We start from the raw sequence: 16,243 nt of genomic DNA, 5'->3' as shown, positions 1-16,243 counted from the left end.
TCGGGGAATCACCCGGATTCCGACCCTGATCCCGCGCCTCGGGGTGGCGCGGCGCGGTCGGGGTGGCGCGGCGCGCTCAACACGGACCCGGGCGCGCGGCTCGCGTCAGGTGTGGAACTCGCCGCAGTCCACGGTGAGGGTCTGCCCCGTGACGGCCGACGCGGCGTCGGAGAGCAGGAACAGGACCGGGTCGACGATCTCCGCCTCGTCGGGCAGGCGACGCAGGTCCATCTTCTCCGCCGTGTGCGCGTAGACGTCCTCGACCGTGCCGCCGTACTTGGTGGCCAGACTCTCGAAATACGCCTTGAGGGTGTCGCCGTAGATGTAGCCCGGCGCGACGGTGTTGACGCGGATGCCGCGCGGCCCGAGCTCGGTGGCCAGCGAATGCCCCAGCGCGACCAGAGCGGTCTTGGCGATCTTGTAGCCCGCATAGCGTTCGCGGGAGTGGTGGATGACGGCCGAGGCCATCATGACGACCGAACTCGTCGCGGGGCGGGCGGCGGCAGCGGAGCCGTCGCCCCGGGCCCCACCCGCCACGCCGGCCTCGAGGAGCGGGGTGAACTCCTGCGTCGTGCGCAGGGCGCCCAGGACGGACAGGTCGATCCCCGCGGAGATCTGAGCGTGGTCGGTCCGGGCCAGCGGCTTCATGCTGGGCACCGCGAACGCGCTGTACACCAGCCCGTGGACCGCGTCGGTGTGACCCTCGACGGTCTCGCGCAGGGCGCGCACCGAGTCGGGGTCGGTGGCGTCGACGGGCGCGGCGATCGCCGTACCACCCGCGCGGCGCACGTCATCGTCCCGGCGGACCGCGTCCGCGATCTCCTCCACCCGCGACGCCGTACGCGCCGCGACCACCACCGACGCGCCCTGCGCCGCGGCGCGCAGGGCCAGCGTGTGACCGAAGCCCGGGCCCGCTCCCACGATCACGACGGTCCTGTTCCGAAGATTGGGTGAAGTCATGCGCCTCACTTAACCAGCCCGGAGGCGACCGTGGCGGGGTGTTCACCTCGGGGCGATACCATCCGCAGGTGGTCACCATCGGAGAGCAGTATCTTCGCAGCTCACACGCCGCGAAGCCCCGGACCCTCCTCGACGTGTTCGGCTCGGTGGTCGAGCGCCACCCCGACGCGGCGTGCCTCGACGACGGCACCCGTGTCCTCACCTACGCCGAGGTCTGGAGGCAGATCCAGGTCTCCGCCGCGTGGATGCAGGACCAGGGCGTCGGCGCCGGTGACCGGGTCGGCATCCACATGCCCTCGGGTTCGGCCGAGCTGTACCTGGCGATCCTCAGCACGCTCGCCGCCGGCGCGGCCTACGTCCCCGTCGACGTGGACGACCCGGCCGAGCGGGCCGAGCTGGTGTTCGGCCAGGCGCGGGTCGCCGCCGTGTACACCGCCCACGGGATGCGTGTCACCGACCCCGGCCGGGCCGACGACCCCGCACGACACCGCCGGCCGACCGTCGACGACGACTGCTGGATTATCTTCACCTCCGGGACCACCGGCCTGCCCAAGGGCGTGGCCGTCACGCACCGCAGCGCCGCCGCGTTCGTCGACGCCGAGTCACGGGTCTTCCTCCGGGACTCCCCCCTCGGCCCGGGCGACCGCGTCCTCGCCGGCCTGTCCGTGGCCTTCGACGCCTCGTGCGAGGAGATGTGGCTGGCCTGGGCCCACGGTGCGTGCCTCGTGCCCGCGCCCCGCTCGATCGTCAAGTCCGGGCTCGACCTGGGGCCCTGGCTGCGCGAGCGGCGGATCACCGTGATCTCGACGGTGCCGACGCTGGCGTCGATGTGGACGGACTCCATGCTCACCGACGTCCGCCTGGTCATCCTCGGCGGCGAGGCGTGCCCCCCGGAACTGGCCGCGCGGCTCGCCGCCGACGGCCGCGAGGTATGGAACACCTACGGCCCCACCGAGGCCACCGTCGTGGCGTGCGCCGCCCCGCTGACCGGCGCCGGCGAGGTGTCGATCGGGCTCCCCCTCGACGGCTGGGACCTCGCGGTGGTCGATTCCGCCGGGCAGCCGGTGGGCTACGGCGAGTCCGGTGAACTGGTGATCGGTGGCGTCGGGTTGGCCCGCTACCTCGACCCCGCGAAGGACCTCGAGAAGTACGCCCCCATGCAGACCCTCGGCTGGGACCGCGCCTACCGCTCCGGCGACATGGTGCGGCTCGAGGCCGACGGCCTGTACTTCCACGGCCGTGTCGACGACCAGGTCAAGATCGGCGGACGCCGACTCGAGCTGGGCGAGGTCGACACCGCGGTGTCCGCGCTCCCCGGCGTCAGCGCGGGCGCGGCCGCGGTGCAGAAGACGGAGGCCGGGCAGCCGGTGCTCGTGGCGTACCTCGTCGCCGACGACCCGGACGGCTTCGACCTGGCGGCGGCCGCCGGGCTGCTGCGCGAGCAGCTGCCGGCGGGCGTCGTACCGCGGCTCGCGCTCGTCGAGGAGCTGCCCACCCGTACCTCCGGGAAGGTCGACCGCGCCGCCCTGCCCTGGCCGCTGGCCCAGACCTCGGCCGCGGAGTCCGAGCTCGACGGCACCGAGGCGTGGATCGCCGAGCTGTGGTCCCACGCCCTCGCCGCCGACGTCTCCGGCGTCGACGAGGACTTCTTCGCCCTCGGCGGCGGCTCGCTGGCCGCCGCCCACGTCGTGGCCCGCGTCCGCGAACGCTTCCCCGCCGTGACGGTGGGCGACATCTACGAGCGGTCCCGGCTGGGCGACTTCGCCGAGTACCTCGATGACCTCGAGCCGGAGGCCGAGGTGGCACCCCGCCACGTGGCACCGGTCGGCCTCGGCGCGCAGGTGGTCCAGGTCCTCTCGACGATCCCGCTGCTCGCCGTCACCGGTGTGCAATGGCTGACCTGGCTCGGCCTGGCCAACAACGTCGCGGCCGGGCTCGGCGTGGCGTGGGCGCGACCCGTGTCGTGGTGGGTACTGGGCGTGCTCGCGGTACTGCTCCTCCTCCCCGTCGGCCGGATGGTCGTCACCGCCGGCCTGTGCCGGCTCCTCACGGCCGGCATCCGTCCGGGGACGTACCCGCGCGCCGGGTCCGTGCACCTCCGCCTGTGGGCGGCCGAGCGGCTCGTGGAGTCCTCCGGCGCCGTCTCCCTGACCGGGGCCGGGTGGCTGACCACCTTCGCCCGGCTCCTGGGCGCGCGGATCGGACGCGACGTCGACATGCACACGCTGCCGCCGGTGACCGGCCTGCTCACCGTGGGCGACGGCGCCTCCGTCGAGCCCGAGGTCGACCTGGCCGGGCACTGGGTGGACGGTGACGTGGTGCACATCGGCACTATCGAGATCGGCGAGCAGGCCGTGGTCGGCGCGCGGTCCATGCTGCTACCCGGCGCGGTGATCGGCCGCGGTGCGCACGTCGAGATCGGCTCGGCCGTGGTGGGCACGGTCAAGGCCGGCAAGCGCTACGCGGGTTCGCCGGCGCTCAAGCGTGGCAAACGCGGGTCGAGTTGGCCCGCCGAGCCCGCGCCCCACCGCCGCGGCTGGAGCCTCGCGTATCAACTGTCCGCCCTGGTGCTGGGCGGGGTGCCGCTCCTGGCCCTGGCCGCGGGACTCGCGCTCGTGACGAGGGGCGCCGGCGACGCCGCGGGTGTCGGGGAGCTGGCGGCGCGCGCCGCGCTGTGGTCGGTCCCCGGTGCCCTGCTCGCATTTGCCCTGTTCGCCGCGTTCACGCTGATGTCGATCCGCCTGCTCTCGATCCGCCTGACCCCGGGCTTCCACCCGGTCCACTCCCGCATCGCCTGGCAGGCGTGGTGCAGCGAGCGGATCATGGACGCCGCCCGCACCTGGCTCTATCCGCTGTACGCCTCCATGCTCACCCCGGTCTGGCTGCGTCTGCTGGGCGCGAGGATCGGCCGCGACGTCGAGGCGTCGACCGTCCTGCTCATCCCCTCGCTCACCACCGTCCGCGACGGCGCGTTCCTCGCCGACGACACCATGGTCGCCCCGTACGAACTGGGCTCGGGGTGGATGCGGCTCGAGCACGCCCAGATCGGCAAACGCGCGTTCCTCGGCAACTCCGGGATCGCCTCCGCAGGCCGCAAGGTGCCCGCCCGCGGCCTGGTCGCCGTCCTGTCGTCCGCCCCGCAGAAGGCCAAGAAGGGCACCTCGTGGCTGGGCTCGCCGCCGCAGAAACTGCCGCGCGCCCTCGCCGACGGCGACGACGACGGGCGCACCTACCGGCCGCCGCGCCGCCTGAAGATCGCGCGTGGGGCGTGGGAGACGCTGCGACTGGTCCCCGTGTGGCTGTCGTTCCTCCTGCTCGTCGGCGTGCTGGTGCTGTTGCAGGCCGCGCACCGGGAGTGGGGCTTCGGCGTGGCCGCCCTGCTCTCCGGCCCGGTCCTCGCCTACGCGGGCCTGGTCGCCCTGGTGGTGGCCGTACTCGCCAAGTGGGTGCTGGTGGGCCGGATCCGCGCCGGTGAGCAACCCCTGTGGTCGTCGTTCGTGTGGCGCAACGAGGTGGCGGACATGTTCGTCGAGCTGATGGCCGCGCCGTGGGTGGCGCGGCCCGCCTCCGGCACGCCCGTCCTCAACCTCATGCTGCGGCTGTTGGGTTCGCGCGTGGGCCGCGGCGTGTGGTGCGAGTCGTACTGGCTGCCCGAGGCCGACCTCATCTCCCTCGGTCGCGGCGCCACCGTCAACCGCGGCTGTGTGGTCCAGACGCACCTGTTCCACGACCGCATCATGCAGATCGACCGCGTCGATCTCGAGGAGGGCGCCACCCTGGGCAGCCACTGCGTCGCGCTGCCCGCGTCGTCGATCGGCGCGGGCTCCACCGTCGGACCGGCCTCGCTGGTCATGCGCGGCGACCGCATCCCCGCCGGCACGCGGTGGCAGGGCAACCCGATCTCACCCTGGCGGGGCTAGAGCGGGCGCCGGGCCGGGCGGGTCGGCGCGCGATCAGGCGCCGGCGATGGCGCGCAGCGCCGCGAGGTGGGACTCGTACGCCTTGCGCCCGTCCCGGCTCAGCGAGAGCCATGTTCGGGGCCGCTTGCCCACATAGCCCTTGCGGACCGTGACGTAACCGGCCTTCTCCAGCACGGCGACCTGCTTGGACAGCGTCGAGTCGGTCACCTCGACCGCATCGCGGATCGTGGCGAACTCCGCGTCGTCGACGCCGGCCAGCGCCGCCACGATCGAGAAGCGGACCGGGGCGTGGATGACCTCGTCGAGACGATGCCGGGCGTGACCCCCGGGCCGGACCTGCTCATCCCGGCGGGAGCCCGCCCCCGGGGCGGAGCCCCCCGATGCGCCGGCGGTGCTTGTCGTCGTCACCTTCCCGTCCTTCATCGCGCCGCACCTCGCCGGGCGATGATCGCGGCGGCCACCAGGCCGGGCAGCGCGACCAGGACGACGCCGAGCGCGTACCACCAGGCGGTGAGGCCGATCGTCGTGCGGAGGACGTTCAGGGCGGTGACGACGACGAGGATCATCACGCCCGATCCCGCCATGCCCCACGTGTACGTCCGCCCCGAGCCGCGGGGGCTGGCGCTGATCGCGCGCCGCTGCCAGTAAATCGCCACGAACAGCAGTGCCACGTACGGCAACAGTGCCCAGTTGGTGAACATGATCGCGATGGTGCCGACGCCCATGAGCACCGCGATCGCGGCGGCGAAGCCGGCGAAGATCCGGACGTCGTGGGCGGTGCTCACCGGCGGGCGGCCCTCCGCCTCGGCGAGCAGTCGGGCGGCCTCGGCGCGGTCGACCGGGTCGGTCGTGGGGTTCTCCGTGTTCATGACGACACCTTTCTCGGTGGACCCCGTTGGCGTTTCCTCCGAGGCGATGACTCAACTGTAGGCAACTACTTTCTCGATTGGCAAGTAGTTTCTCAAGATCGGTGATGAGGGGCGTCGGCCGGGGCAGGCGAGCCGGGAGGTCCTCTAGACTCGCGCAGGTCATGGAATTGAAGGCAGCCAGCAAGGACCTCGTCGCCAGGCTCGCGGGCCACCACGCCCCGGCGAGCGGCGATCCGGTCGACCCCTACCTGCCGACGGCCGGCAATCACGGCTACCGCGTCGCGCGCTACGAACTGGACCTCACCTACAAGATGAGCTCCAACAACCTCCGCGGCGAAGCCGTCATCACCGCGACCGCCACCGAGCCGCTCGACGCGCTCCGGCTCGACCTCTCCCCGCACCTGGACGTGTCCAAGGTGACGATCGACCGGGGCCGCGTCGCCCGCTACTCCCGGCCCCGCGGCAAGCTCGCCGTCACGCTCGCCGAGCCGCTCGAACCGGGCACCGAGTTCACGCTGACCATCCGCTACTCAGGCAATCCGCGGCCCATCCGCGGCACCTGGGGCGAGGTCGGCTGGGAGGAACTCACCGACGGGGTGCTCGTCGCCAATCAGCCCAACGGCGCGGCCAGCTGGTTCCCCTGCGACGACCACCCCTCGTCCAAGGCACCGTTCCGCATCCGCCTGACCACGGACTCGCCGTACCGGGCCGTCGTCACCGGCGCGCTGGTCGGCAAGAAGCGCAGCGGCAGCACGACCACCTGGGAATTCGACCTGCCGTACCCCACCTCCACCTACCTGGTCACCATCAACCTCGGCCGCTACGAGCACCTCAAGGTGGGCGACGGTGCCGTCCCCGTCCACGCCTTCCTGCCCGCCGACCTCAAGCGCGGGTTCCGGCAGGCGTTCGCCCGACAGACCGAGATGATCGACGTGTTCAGCGGGCTGTTCGGCCCCTACCCGTTCGACGAGTACACGGTCGTGGTCACCGACGACGAGCTCGAGATCCCGCTCGAGGCCATGGGGATGTCGACGTTCGGCCGTGGTACCGCCGAGTCCGGCGACCGCGACGAGCGGCTGATCGCCCACGAACTAGCCCACCAGTGGTTCGGCAACGCCGTCACCGCCGCCGAGTGGAAGCACATCTGGCTGCACGAGGGCTTCGCCTGCTACGCCGAGTGGCTGTGGACCGAGTTCTCCGGCGGCGCCGACGCCGGCAGCCACGCCCTGCGCTACTACTCCAAGCTGCAGAACTCCCCGCAGGACATCCTGTTGGCGGACCCCGGGCCGAAAGACATGTTCGACGACCGGATCTACAAGCGCGGCGCCCTGACCCTGCACGCCCTGCGCCAGGCCGTCGGCGACACCGCGTTCTTCGACCTCCTCCGGGCGTGGGTATCCACCTACTCCGGCAGGACCGCCACCACGGACGACTTCCTCCGCATGGCCGCCGACCACTCCCCCGTCGACCTGCAGCCCTTGTGGGACGCCTGGTTGTTCTCCGAGCCGCTGCCGCCGACCCTCGGCATGCCCCATGACCACCCCGGCCGCCGCTGAGGCGGAGCCCGGCGCCGCCCCGGGGGCCGCGGGCGGCATGCGGGCACTGACCCTCGCGACCGTGTTCGCCGCGGCCTCGGGGTACCTGGTGATGCTCATCGCCGGCCGCGCCCTGGGCCCGGCGGACTATCCGCTGTTCGCCACCTACTGGGGCGCGTTCTTCGCCCTGGGCGGAGTGGCCAACGGGCTGATGCAGGAGGTCACGCGGGCCGTCCGCTCGGCGCGGGAGAACCGCGCCCCCGGTGCCGATGCCGGCGCCGGCGCCGGCGGTGCCGCGGAGGCGCGCACACGATCGTCGAGGGGCGCCGTCCGGCTGCTGCCGGCCGGACTCACCCTGGGCCTGATCCTGGCCGCCGCGGTCGTCGTGAGCGCACCGGCGTGGCCGCCACTGGGACTGCCCACGTTCTCCGGCGCCGGGGTGGCGATCATGGCGTTCGGCATCCTCGGCTTCAGCCTCCAGGCCGCCACCGCCGGTGCCCTGTCCGGGACGGAACGGTGGGGGCTGTACGCCGTCCTGCTCACCGTCGACGCCGCCCTGCGCCTGGCCGTCGCCGGCGTCGCGTGGGGGCTCGGCGACACCGGGCTCGGCTTCGCCGTGGCCACCGTCGCGGGCGCCGTGACCTGGGCACTGCTCATCGCACTGTCGCCCGGCACCCGCGCCGCACTTGCCTCCGCCGTCGACTCCGGCCGCCGACGCTTCTGGCGGAACACCGCCACCGCGATGCTCGCCTCCGCCGGCACCTCCGCACTGGTCACCGGTTTCCCGCTGTTCGTCACCGCGACCGTCCGCGACTCCGATCCGGCTCCGCTCGTCGGTGCGGTGATCCTCGCCATCACCCTCACCCGCGCCCCGCTGCTGGTGCCGCTGACCAGCTTCCAGAGCGCGATCATCGTCTACTTCGTCCGGCGCCGCGACAGCGGCCCGCGCTCCCTGGCCGCGCCGCTGGGCCTGGTCACCGCCGTCGGAATCGTCGGCGCGGGCGCCGCGTGGCTGATCGGCCCCTGGCTGATCCGGGTCCTGTTCGGCGGCGACTTCGAGCTGCCCGGCGCCGTCCTCGCCGCCCTGACCGCCGCCTCCGTGGGTACCGCCGCGCTCATGGTCACCGGGAACGCCGCCCTCGCCTTCGATCGCCATCTGCTCTACAACGCCGGGTGGTGGGTCGCGGTCGTCGCCGCCGCCATCCTGTTGGTGGCCGTCCCCGGCTCGCTCGACGTGCGCGCGGCGATCGCGCTGCTGGCCGGACCGGGCATCGGGGTCGCACTGCACGTGGTGGGCCTGATCGCCGCGGCGCGGCACCCGGGAGCCGCGGAGTGACCGCACTCCGCCCGCTCGCCCGACGGGGAGCCGAACTCCTCGCCGCGCTCCTCGTCGCCGCGGTCGTCGGTGCCGTCACCTTCCTCGCGGTCGACGCGCTGCCGTTCGCCGAACCGAGCTGGCTGCCCGAGACGTTCGGCGGAACACTCGCAGCGCTGGCCGTCATCGCCGCCGGGTGGCTTCTGCTGCGCCGCTCCACCGGTGACCGGACCCTGTGGGCGCTCGGCACCGCCGGCCCGGCCTTTCTCGCCTCCTCCCATCTGGGTCTGCTGCTCAGCGGCACCCCCCACTACCTGTTCGGTCTGGGCGGCGACCAGCTCAACCGCGTCGCCTACGTCACTCGCTTCGCCGACTCCCCCGCGATCGCGGACCCCTTCTACGCCGACGCCGCGCCGTTCTACCCGCCGCAGTGGTTCTGGGTGGGCGGACGACTCGCGGCACTGTTCGGCATCGACGGCTGGGAGTTCTACAAGCCGTACGCGATCGTCACCATGGCCATCGCGGGCGCGATCGCGTTCGTGGCGTGGCGCTGGCTGGTCCCCGCCCGGCTGGCCGTGCTGTTCGGCCTCGCCACCTCCGTGGTCGGCGGTCACACCAACGCCTACGAGCCCTACTCGTGGATCCTGATCTGCCTGCTCCCGCAGGTCGTCGTGGCGGCCTTCCTGCTCTGCGCGCGCGCCGCCGACGCCCGGGCCGGGACCGGGGCGGGCCATCCGCCCACGTGGCCGCTGGTGGTGACGATCGGCGTGTACCTCGGCTGGGCTGCGCTCGGCTACACGCTGATCGCGGGTTTCGCGGCGCTGATGGTCGGACTGGTCGTCGTCCTCCATTCCTGGCGGCACCGCGCCGACCGCGCGGTGGTCGGGGCGCTGCTCGGACGGCTGGCCGCCATAGCCGGCATCTCGGCGGCGATCGCACTGCTGTTCTGGCACCGCTATCTGCTGGCGGTGCTGGGCGGCGCGGAGACCGAGCCGTCGGTGGCGAACGACTTCGCGCCCGAGGTCGCGTCGCGGTGGCCGTTGCCGATGTTCGAGCCGTCCGCCGCCGGACTCCTTTGTCTGATCGGCGTCGTGTGGCTGGTCGTCACCGTGTGGCCCGCTGGGGCCGGAGCGGTCGCCGATCACGCGGCGGAATCGGTGCGAGCACGTGTCGGTGCCAGCTCCGGTGCCGGGGCCGGCGCCACCGCCGACTCCGCGCGCCGAGAGGACGGCCCGCTCCCCTCCGTCGGGCGCCGGCGGGTCCTGGCGCACGCACTGGGATTGACGGTGGTGGCCGCGCTCGGGTGGTACATCCTGTCCGGACTGCGCGCGGTCACCGGGAGCACACTGCTGCCGTTCCGCATGATCCCGGTGGTCACGCTGGTGCTCGCACTGGCCGGGGTCGTCGGCGCGGTCGCGCTGGCCCGTTGGGCGGTGCGGACCTCGCCCGAGCAATCCCGCGGGCGTGTGACCGCCGCCGCGGTCGTGATCGCCGGACTCGCCGCGGTGCAGATGGTGCAGCACGTCTCCGAGGAGGACGCGCAGTTCGCCGCGGCCGCACGGGGGAACCCCGGGGTGCCGCACGATGTGCTCGGGGCGATCGACGAGATGACCGGCGACCGCGCACCGTCCGACCTGGTCCTGCTGACTGCGGACCCGGCGCTCTACTCGTACGAGCCCTTCCACACCTTTCAGGCGCCGGCACAGGCCTACGCGACCCCGGCGGGCCGGTACGAGGAGCGGCTCGACGAGATCCGTCGGTGGTCCGACACCGACTCGCCCGCGGAGCTGACCGCCGCGATCGAGTCGAGCCCGTTCCGCGGTCCGGACGTCCTGGTCCTGGATCGCGAAGGGTCCCGCAGGTGGGTCTTCCCGGCCATGGTCAACGTGATGCCGCGGGCCCAGAACAACGCCCGCGAGGAGATCGTCTTCGCCCCACGTCAATTCGACGATCCCGCGCTGTTCGATGTGCGCGAGGTGGGATCGCACATGGTGATCGTCCGGCGCTGACGCGGCTCTGCGGCCTGACCGGGTTCGCCGTGACGGGGCCGCACCAGCTCGCGCGGTCATGCGGCGATCCGGGTGTCGGTGAGGCGCTGCGCGATCGCTGTGTCGAGGTCGTGGAGAAGGGCGAACGGTAGGACTGGCGCGTGCAGCGGCGTCAGTGGTGGTGGGCCGGGTGTGGGTGGCGGTGGGTTGGTCGCGCGTGGGGTTCCGGCTGGTGGGATCCATCGGACGCCTTGGGGTGCGGTGCGGTCGGGGATGGTGGTCCAGCCGGTGTCGTGGATCATGGCGTGGCAGTCGGCGCTGGTCAGGGCCAGTTCGTTGATGTTGGTCAGCCCGCCTGCGGCCCAGGGTTTATCGGCGTGGTGGGCTTGGCAGTGTCGGGCGTCCTGGTCGCAGTCGGGGTGGGTGCAGCCGCCGTAGGCGGCGAATAGTGCCAGGCGTTGGTAGCGGGAGGCGGTGCGGCGACTGCGGTAGAGCTTCAGGTCGATCTGCTCATCGCACAGGGTGAGGAACCAGTGGTTGCCGGCCGCCATGGCGATGGCCTGGTCGACGGGGACGCGGATGCCGCCGTCGGTCTCGCCGCATCCGGCCAGGGTGGCCAGTTGGTCGAGGTCGACGCGCACGACGATCGTCGCTGCCGCGCCGGTCTTGCTCGCGTCTGTGGCCAGCGCGAGGGTCAGGGCGTGGACGAGGGCGTCGTGCATGCGTTGACCGTCGGTGCGGGTGTCCTTGTCGTCGGGGTCGGGTCACAGGCGTCCGGGTTGTGCCCAGCGGGCGTGGATCTCACGCATCAGGGCCGCCAGTTGGGGGTCCATGGTCATCGACGCCCGGGCCATCAGGTCCAGGCCCTGGCCGGAGCAGGTGACCGAGCGACGCCTAGCCCGTTCGCCGGCGCCGCGTTCGGTGCGGCCCGGGTCGATCTGGTCCAGCAGGCGGTGGGCGTTCTCCTGCAGGCGGCGGGTCGTGCACTGTCCGGCGGCCAGGGCGATCAGCTCGGCCTCGAGGCGGCTACGCTCGTCGTCGTCGACCTCGTCCGGTAGCGCGGCCAGGGTAGCGGTGATGATCTTCAGGTGCCCGGCCGAGATCTTCCCGGCCGCGGTGGCGGCCATGCGGGCGGTGTCGGCGATCGCGGAGTCCTCGAGGCGGCCGCGCGCCTCGCCCGGCGCCAGGCCGAGGCCGCCGGTGAGCATCTGACGTTCGTTGATGTAGCCCATCTGCCTGGCGGTGCCGGAGGTGCGGGCGGCGGCCATGACGCGGGCCTGGGTGGCGCGGAGGCGACGTTGGGCCTGCTCGAGTGCGACGAGCTCGGCGTGCAACTCAGCCGCCGGGGCCTCGGACCAGTCGCGGCGCAGGTGCGCATCGAGCGCGGACAGCACGGCGGCCATCTCGCCGCCCGCCGTGGAGGCACTGCTCGCACCACTCACCCTGTCGCTCATGTGTTCGATTAGATCATCCGGGTACGACACGAACCCGTCTCCGCAGGTCGGTAGGGCTGGACTAGACGGTTCCGGTGCCCGCCGTCACTTCGGCGTCACCCCGCGCCGCCCCACCTTCCCCACGCGCGGACCTGGCCATGTGGACGTGGAAGTACGCCATCAGCCCGAGTGGGAGCACGGCCGCCAGCGACCACTCCGACGGCGTCGACAGTGCGAAGATCGCCGAGACGATCAGTCCGTAGAGGGTCACCGCGCCGGTCAGGACAGACAATGGGGATCGCGCACCCGGCGCGCGTACTCGAGTGCGGCTGGCCAACCAGCCGCCGATCAGCGCTGCGGAGTAGAGGCAGAGCAGGCTGCACGTCAGCAGGACGTACTCCAGCGGTAACTCGGTCGGCCTCGGGCGAGCCTCGAATGGCGACGCGGTGGACCACGCGAGCCAGGACCCCCAGAGTCCCAGTGCGAGGATGACCACGATCGTGGCGACCCAGTTCGCTGTCGAATACTTCCCCGTCTGACCGTTCGCCACGACGATTCCTTTCCTCGGCTGCCCAGTAGGACGGGCGGGTGGCCCGGGCGGTTCCCCCGAGTTCGTCTGGTCCCGACTGCGCGGCAGCAGCCGGCACCGACGACCGCGGAGACCCACCCACTGGTCGTCGCCGACTGCGAAGATCATCGACCGTGAGCTCCCACCACGCCGACGCTGCCGCTGCTGAACTGCCCGAACGTGACCTGCCAAAGAAGTCGGCGGGTCGGGGGAACCGCCGCGCGCCGTGGCCCGTCGTACAGGTTGTGGGGAGAAGTAGAGGTGTCGCGGCCGCGGTGGTCACCGTCGGCATGATCGCTGCGGGGTGCGGTTCGGCAGACGGAGGAGAAGGGACACCGACGACGACGAGCGCATCCGCCACTGAGGAGTCCGGCAATCCGTGGGATCTGCCGGTCGAGCAGAGACCCGCCCTTTTCGACCCGTGCGCGGATGTGCCCACTGATGCGGTAGAACGCGCCGTCGGGGCCCCAGTCCGCCAGGAGGCGCGTCTCACTAAGAGCGATCCGGGAAACCTCCAGGCGTGTGGCTGGAGCACTGACGAGTTGATTGTGGATCTAGTCGCGACCTGGAAGTCACACGCCGACTATCTAGTGGACCCAACCGGTGTTATCGCAGATGAAAGCTATCCCGTTAGTGACCGGATTGCTCTGCGGCTACTCGACCGAGCGGATGATCCCAATACCTGTCGATATCTGTTCTTCACAGAAAAAGGGACGGTCGCTGTTTCTGCCAGTTTGACTACGTCCTTCAAGACTTTTCGAGGCGAGCGCTTCGCGGACGTGTGCAACGTCTTGCACGAGGTGAGCAGCCCACTAATCCAGTTCGTCCCCCCTGGAGACTTCCGATGACCGTGCGCTTGGGACCAGGCGTCGCACAAGCATGCTTCACCCACTGCGATTCTTTCGTCAGCGCCCTCACGACTGCCGTGGCCGACGAATGGCAGACAAGTCAGAAACCTAGCTTCGCAGCCTTCGATACCGCCCGTCAGCTCGGGACTGTTTACTCCTTGTTCGTCGGAGAAGACCTCCGAACGCTCCTCAACGGATTCATCGACCAGGGCCGGGCCATGTCCATGCTCTTCGCCGTAGGCGGGGGTCTGATCGAGGCGCAGGACGAGGCGGTGGCGGCCGCACTGGGCAAGGCCGCCGAAGAGCCCGCGGGGCTGCAGAGTCTCGGACTCACAGGATCACTCGGATCGACCACCGCGCTGCTCGACGCCGTCGACGGCACGACCACGCTCGGCGCCTACGGCCGAGTCGGGCCCGAGGACGTGTCGACCTCACCGCTGGAACGGATGGTCGAGGCTGCGCAAGCGCTCGATGCAAACCAATTCGCAGCCATCGCCACGCGGATGACCGAGGTCTCGACCGCGCTCGAAGACGCGGCCACCGAGCTTCGCAGCGGGTTGAGCACCGTTCTCGGCCACACGTGGCAGGGCGACTTCGCCGACCGCGCCCAGGAATCAGCACACGGGCTCGTCACGTCCGCCCTCGAACTCGCCGGCCAGCTCAACGCCGTCAGGAACAAAGCCGATGTCGCGCAACGCGGCTTCGTCACCACCCGCCAGCGCATCGCGTCCGAAGCCGCGGACGTCACACTCGCCGAGAGCCGCACGCCCGGGTTCGGGCGACTCGCCGGCCCGGTGGCGCCGTCAGTGAAGGCGGAGGTCGAAGCAGCTCGGCAGGCGGCGGAGGAGCAGGCGCGGGCGATCGTCAACACCGAGTACAGCCCCGCGGTGATGGACGCCAACCTCGACGATCTGGACTTCACCGCGGCATACCGGGTGGTCTCCACGACTGCGCTGGGTGGTCCGGACGGCATCGACATGGCGCGGGTCTGGAACACCGAGGGCATCCCGCGTCCGGCGCAGCCGGCCGCGCCGAACCCCGCCACGCTCGCCGCGCTCACAGCCGGCGCCGGAGAGGCCGGCGGCCCCGCGAGCGGCGCCGCGGGCGCTGCCGGGACGACGACGAACCCGCCGGGCGCGGTGAGCGATGCCGCGACCGAGCAGGCGCTTCTGGCCGCGTGGACGGGCGCAGCCGACGGCGGTGGGACGGCCGCGGCGGGAGCGGGCCAGGCGGGCGCTGGGCAGTCGGATGCAAGGCAGCCGGTGGCCGGACAGCCTGGTTCGGGCGGCGGGGTGAACGCGGCCACGACCGCGGCCGGAGCGCCGCTCACGCCGATCACCGCGGCGGGCGGCCAGCAGGGCGGCGCGACAGGCGCCGGTGCGGGCGGGATCCGCGGGATCCGGGGTGGGGCGAGCGGGGACGGCCGGGGCCGTGATCGCGGGTTCGGCTCGACCAGCGGCCTGCTCGGCGGTGGTGGCGCCGCCGCGGCCGGCGCGGGTGCGGGCGCATCGCGCATTGGCGGTGCTGGGACGCTGGCCGGTTTCGGTGCCGGCGGCGCGGCGGGCCCCGGCGCTGGCGGCCCGGCTGCGGGTGCTCCCGGTGCCGGTCCCGCGCCCGGTGGAGTGGCGGGGTCGGGTGCGGGGGCGCTCTCGTCGTCGTCGACAGGCACGGCCCAGGCCGGGCGCGCCGGGGCGATGCCGATGGGCGGGGTGATGGGCGCGGCCAACGCGGGCCAGAACAGTGATCGGCGCGGGCACACGCCGGCGAGCTACCTGACCAACGCCACCAACACCACCGCCATCATCGGCGAGCCGGTCAAGGTGGCCCCGGCGGTGCTGGGCCGCCCGCGAGTCGAAGACCCAGCGCCCCCGGACGACGCCGCCGAGCCGTACCGCGGACGCACCCTCGGCCGCGACTACACCGGCGGAGGCGCCGGAAACCAGTAGGGATCCGCGGTCCGGGCCGCCGATAGCGGACGACCCTGGTACTGCTGTGAACACGACCATCCGCATCATCGGGAGGCTCGACCGCCGATGTCCTGGACGCCTATGCGCCGCCTGTACGCGCGAGACCCACTGCGCCACTTCCTCGTATGGCTCGCGCTCTACCTGGGCATCGACATCATCGCGCTGAACCTCGAGAGCGCGCTGGACCTCCCCGGCCACACGGTCGTCGCCATTCCACTCGCGATGCTGGCGGTGGTGATCACCATCTATCTCGTGCGCAGCGGCGTGGGCCGCGACATCGGCCTCGGCGTACGCCCAGCGGTATCGCTGCCGCGGTTGTGGTTCTATCTACCGCTCGTCGTCCTGGTCGCGTTGCCACTGAGCACTGGGGTTCGGGCTGATCTCACGGTGCTGCTGATCGTGGCGATGGTCGTGCACTACGTCGCATCCGGCTACCTGGAGGAAGTGCTGTTCCGCGGTCTGCTGCTCACGCATCTGCTCAGGGAATGGCCGGCCACATCCGCGATCCTCCTGAGCGCGCTGACCTTCGGACTAGGCCACGCGACCAGCATGCTGGCTGACCAGAGCGGCGCCGACACCATCTGGCAGGTCATCAACCCCACTGTGGTCGGACTTCTGTTCACTCTCGTGGTCGTGGCGACCGGCAGCCTCACCGCCGTCATCGTCGCCCACGTCTTCTACAACATCATCGCCGAGAGCGCCCAGGTCCCGGACGGCCTCGGCGTCATCCTCACCGGGCTCGCCGTCCTCGCGGTGTACGGGCCGTGGTTGCTCTACGGAGCCGGCGGTCTCACGCGGCTCCGCGAGGACACACGGACGTCCGGGGCTCCGGTCCACTGA

At 72.0% G+C, this 16,243-nt stretch carries 11 protein-coding genes and 1 pseudogene; 7 read left to right on the top strand and 5 right to left on the bottom strand.

What is annotated here, in order from left to right:
- Window positions 1-105 precede the first annotated feature (105 nt).
- Entirely contained in the window at window positions 106-960 is an 855-nt protein-coding gene (locus A6035_RS03090) for an SDR family oxidoreductase (RefSeq protein WP_108846561.1), read from the bottom strand.
- Between the two features lie 68 nt (window positions 961-1,028).
- Here A6035_RS03090 and A6035_RS03085 point away from each other — a divergent pair, with 68 nt between their 5' ends.
- Entirely contained in the window at window positions 1,029-4,880 is a 3,852-nt protein-coding gene (locus tag A6035_RS03085) for a Pls/PosA family non-ribosomal peptide synthetase (protein WP_244192522.1), read from the top strand.
- A 33-nt stretch (window positions 4,881-4,913) separates the two neighbouring features.
- Here A6035_RS03085 and A6035_RS03080 read toward each other — a convergent pair whose 3' ends face one another.
- Both A6035_RS03080 and A6035_RS03075 read right to left on the bottom strand, forming a co-directional pair.
- A complete protein-coding gene (locus A6035_RS03080) occupies window positions 4,914-5,288 on the bottom strand; it encodes a winged helix-turn-helix domain-containing protein (protein ID WP_244192521.1) in 375 nt (124 codons plus the stop codon).
- A gap of 11 nt (window positions 5,289-5,299) precedes the next feature.
- Complete coding sequence (locus A6035_RS03075; protein ID WP_108846558.1) at window positions 5,300-5,749, bottom strand: hypothetical protein; 450 nt, start codon at window positions 5,747-5,749, stop codon at window positions 5,300-5,302.
- Between the two features lie 161 nt (window positions 5,750-5,910).
- On the opposite strand from A6035_RS03075, the gene A6035_RS03070 reads away from it, so the two are divergent.
- The 3 genes from A6035_RS03070 to A6035_RS03060 are packed head-to-tail and all read left to right on the top strand — an operon-like array spanning window position 5,911 to window position 10,608.
- Window positions 5,911-7,305, top strand: a complete 1,395-nt coding sequence (locus A6035_RS03070) for a M1 family metallopeptidase (RefSeq protein WP_412523625.1) — start codon at window positions 5,911-5,913, stop codon at window positions 7,303-7,305.
- A complete protein-coding gene (locus A6035_RS03065; RefSeq protein ID WP_108846557.1) occupies window positions 7,283-8,620 on the top strand; it encodes a polysaccharide biosynthesis protein in 1,338 nt (445 codons plus the stop codon). Before A6035_RS03070 ends, A6035_RS03065 begins: the two co-directional genes overlap by 23 nt.
- A complete protein-coding gene (locus tag A6035_RS03060; RefSeq protein ID WP_108846556.1) occupies window positions 8,617-10,608 on the top strand; it encodes an arabinofuranosyltransferase in 1,992 nt (663 codons plus the stop codon). The genes A6035_RS03065 and A6035_RS03060 overlap by 4 nt, the downstream gene beginning before the upstream one ends.
- 56 nt (window positions 10,609-10,664) lie before the next feature.
- Here A6035_RS03060 and A6035_RS03055 read toward each other — a convergent pair.
- Both A6035_RS03055 and A6035_RS03050 read right to left on the bottom strand, forming a co-directional pair.
- Window positions 10,665-11,990: pseudogene (locus A6035_RS03055) on the bottom strand (HNH endonuclease signature motif containing protein).
- A gap of 112 nt (window positions 11,991-12,102) precedes the next feature.
- On the bottom strand, window positions 12,103-12,570 hold the full coding sequence (locus A6035_RS03050) for a hypothetical protein (RefSeq protein WP_108846555.1): 468 nt from the start codon (window positions 12,568-12,570) through the stop codon (window positions 12,103-12,105).
- A gap of 308 nt (window positions 12,571-12,878) precedes the next feature.
- On the opposite strand from A6035_RS03050, the gene A6035_RS19420 reads away from it, so the two are divergent.
- From A6035_RS19420 to A6035_RS03035, 3 genes are all read left to right on the top strand, one after another.
- The gene (locus A6035_RS19420) at window positions 12,879-13,436 is read left to right on the top strand and encodes a DUF3558 family protein (protein ID WP_425267519.1); all 558 of its coding nucleotides are present in this window, start codon (window positions 12,879-12,881) and stop codon (window positions 13,434-13,436) included.
- A 77-nt stretch (window positions 13,437-13,513) separates the two neighbouring features.
- Window positions 13,514-15,382, top strand: coding sequence for a WXG100 family type VII secretion target (locus A6035_RS19125; RefSeq protein ID WP_162533979.1), 1,869 nt, complete (start codon window positions 13,514-13,516; stop codon window positions 15,380-15,382).
- Window positions 15,383-15,469: 87 nt separating this feature from the next.
- Window positions 15,470-16,243: a CPBP family intramembrane glutamic endopeptidase gene (locus A6035_RS03035; protein ID WP_235026753.1), complete on the top strand. Its 774-nt coding sequence runs from the start codon at window positions 15,470-15,472 to the stop codon at window positions 16,241-16,243.

Origin of the sequence: Dietzia lutea (assembly GCF_003096075.1) — a bacterium.
Classification (GTDB): domain Bacteria; phylum Actinomycetota; class Actinomycetes; order Mycobacteriales; family Mycobacteriaceae; genus Dietzia; species Dietzia lutea.
The sequence above is the reverse complement of the archived record's forward strand: the minus strand, read 5'-3'. Positions and strand labels throughout refer to the sequence as shown.

Excerpts from the sequence above, each read along its gene's own strand:
- A6035_RS03090 (WP_108846561.1), bottom strand. The coding sequence starts at position 960 with ATGACTTCACCCAATCTTCGGAACAGGACCGTCGTGATCGTGGGAGCG.
- A6035_RS03075 (WP_108846558.1), bottom strand. The coding sequence starts at position 5,749 with ATGAACACGGAGAACCCCACGACCGACCCGGTCGACCGCGCCGAGGCC.
- A6035_RS03070 (WP_412523625.1), top strand. The coding sequence starts at position 5,911 with ATGGAATTGAAGGCAGCCAGCAAGGACCTCGTCGCCAGGCTCGCGGGC.
- A6035_RS03065 (WP_108846557.1), top strand. The coding sequence starts at position 7,283 with ATGACCACCCCGGCCGCCGCTGAGGCGGAGCCCGGCGCCGCCCCGGGG.
- A6035_RS19420 (WP_425267519.1), top strand. The coding sequence starts at position 12,879 with ATGATCGCTGCGGGGTGCGGTTCGGCAGACGGAGGAGAAGGGACACCG.
- A6035_RS03035 (WP_235026753.1), top strand. The coding sequence starts at position 15,470 with ATGTCCTGGACGCCTATGCGCCGCCTGTACGCGCGAGACCCACTGCGC.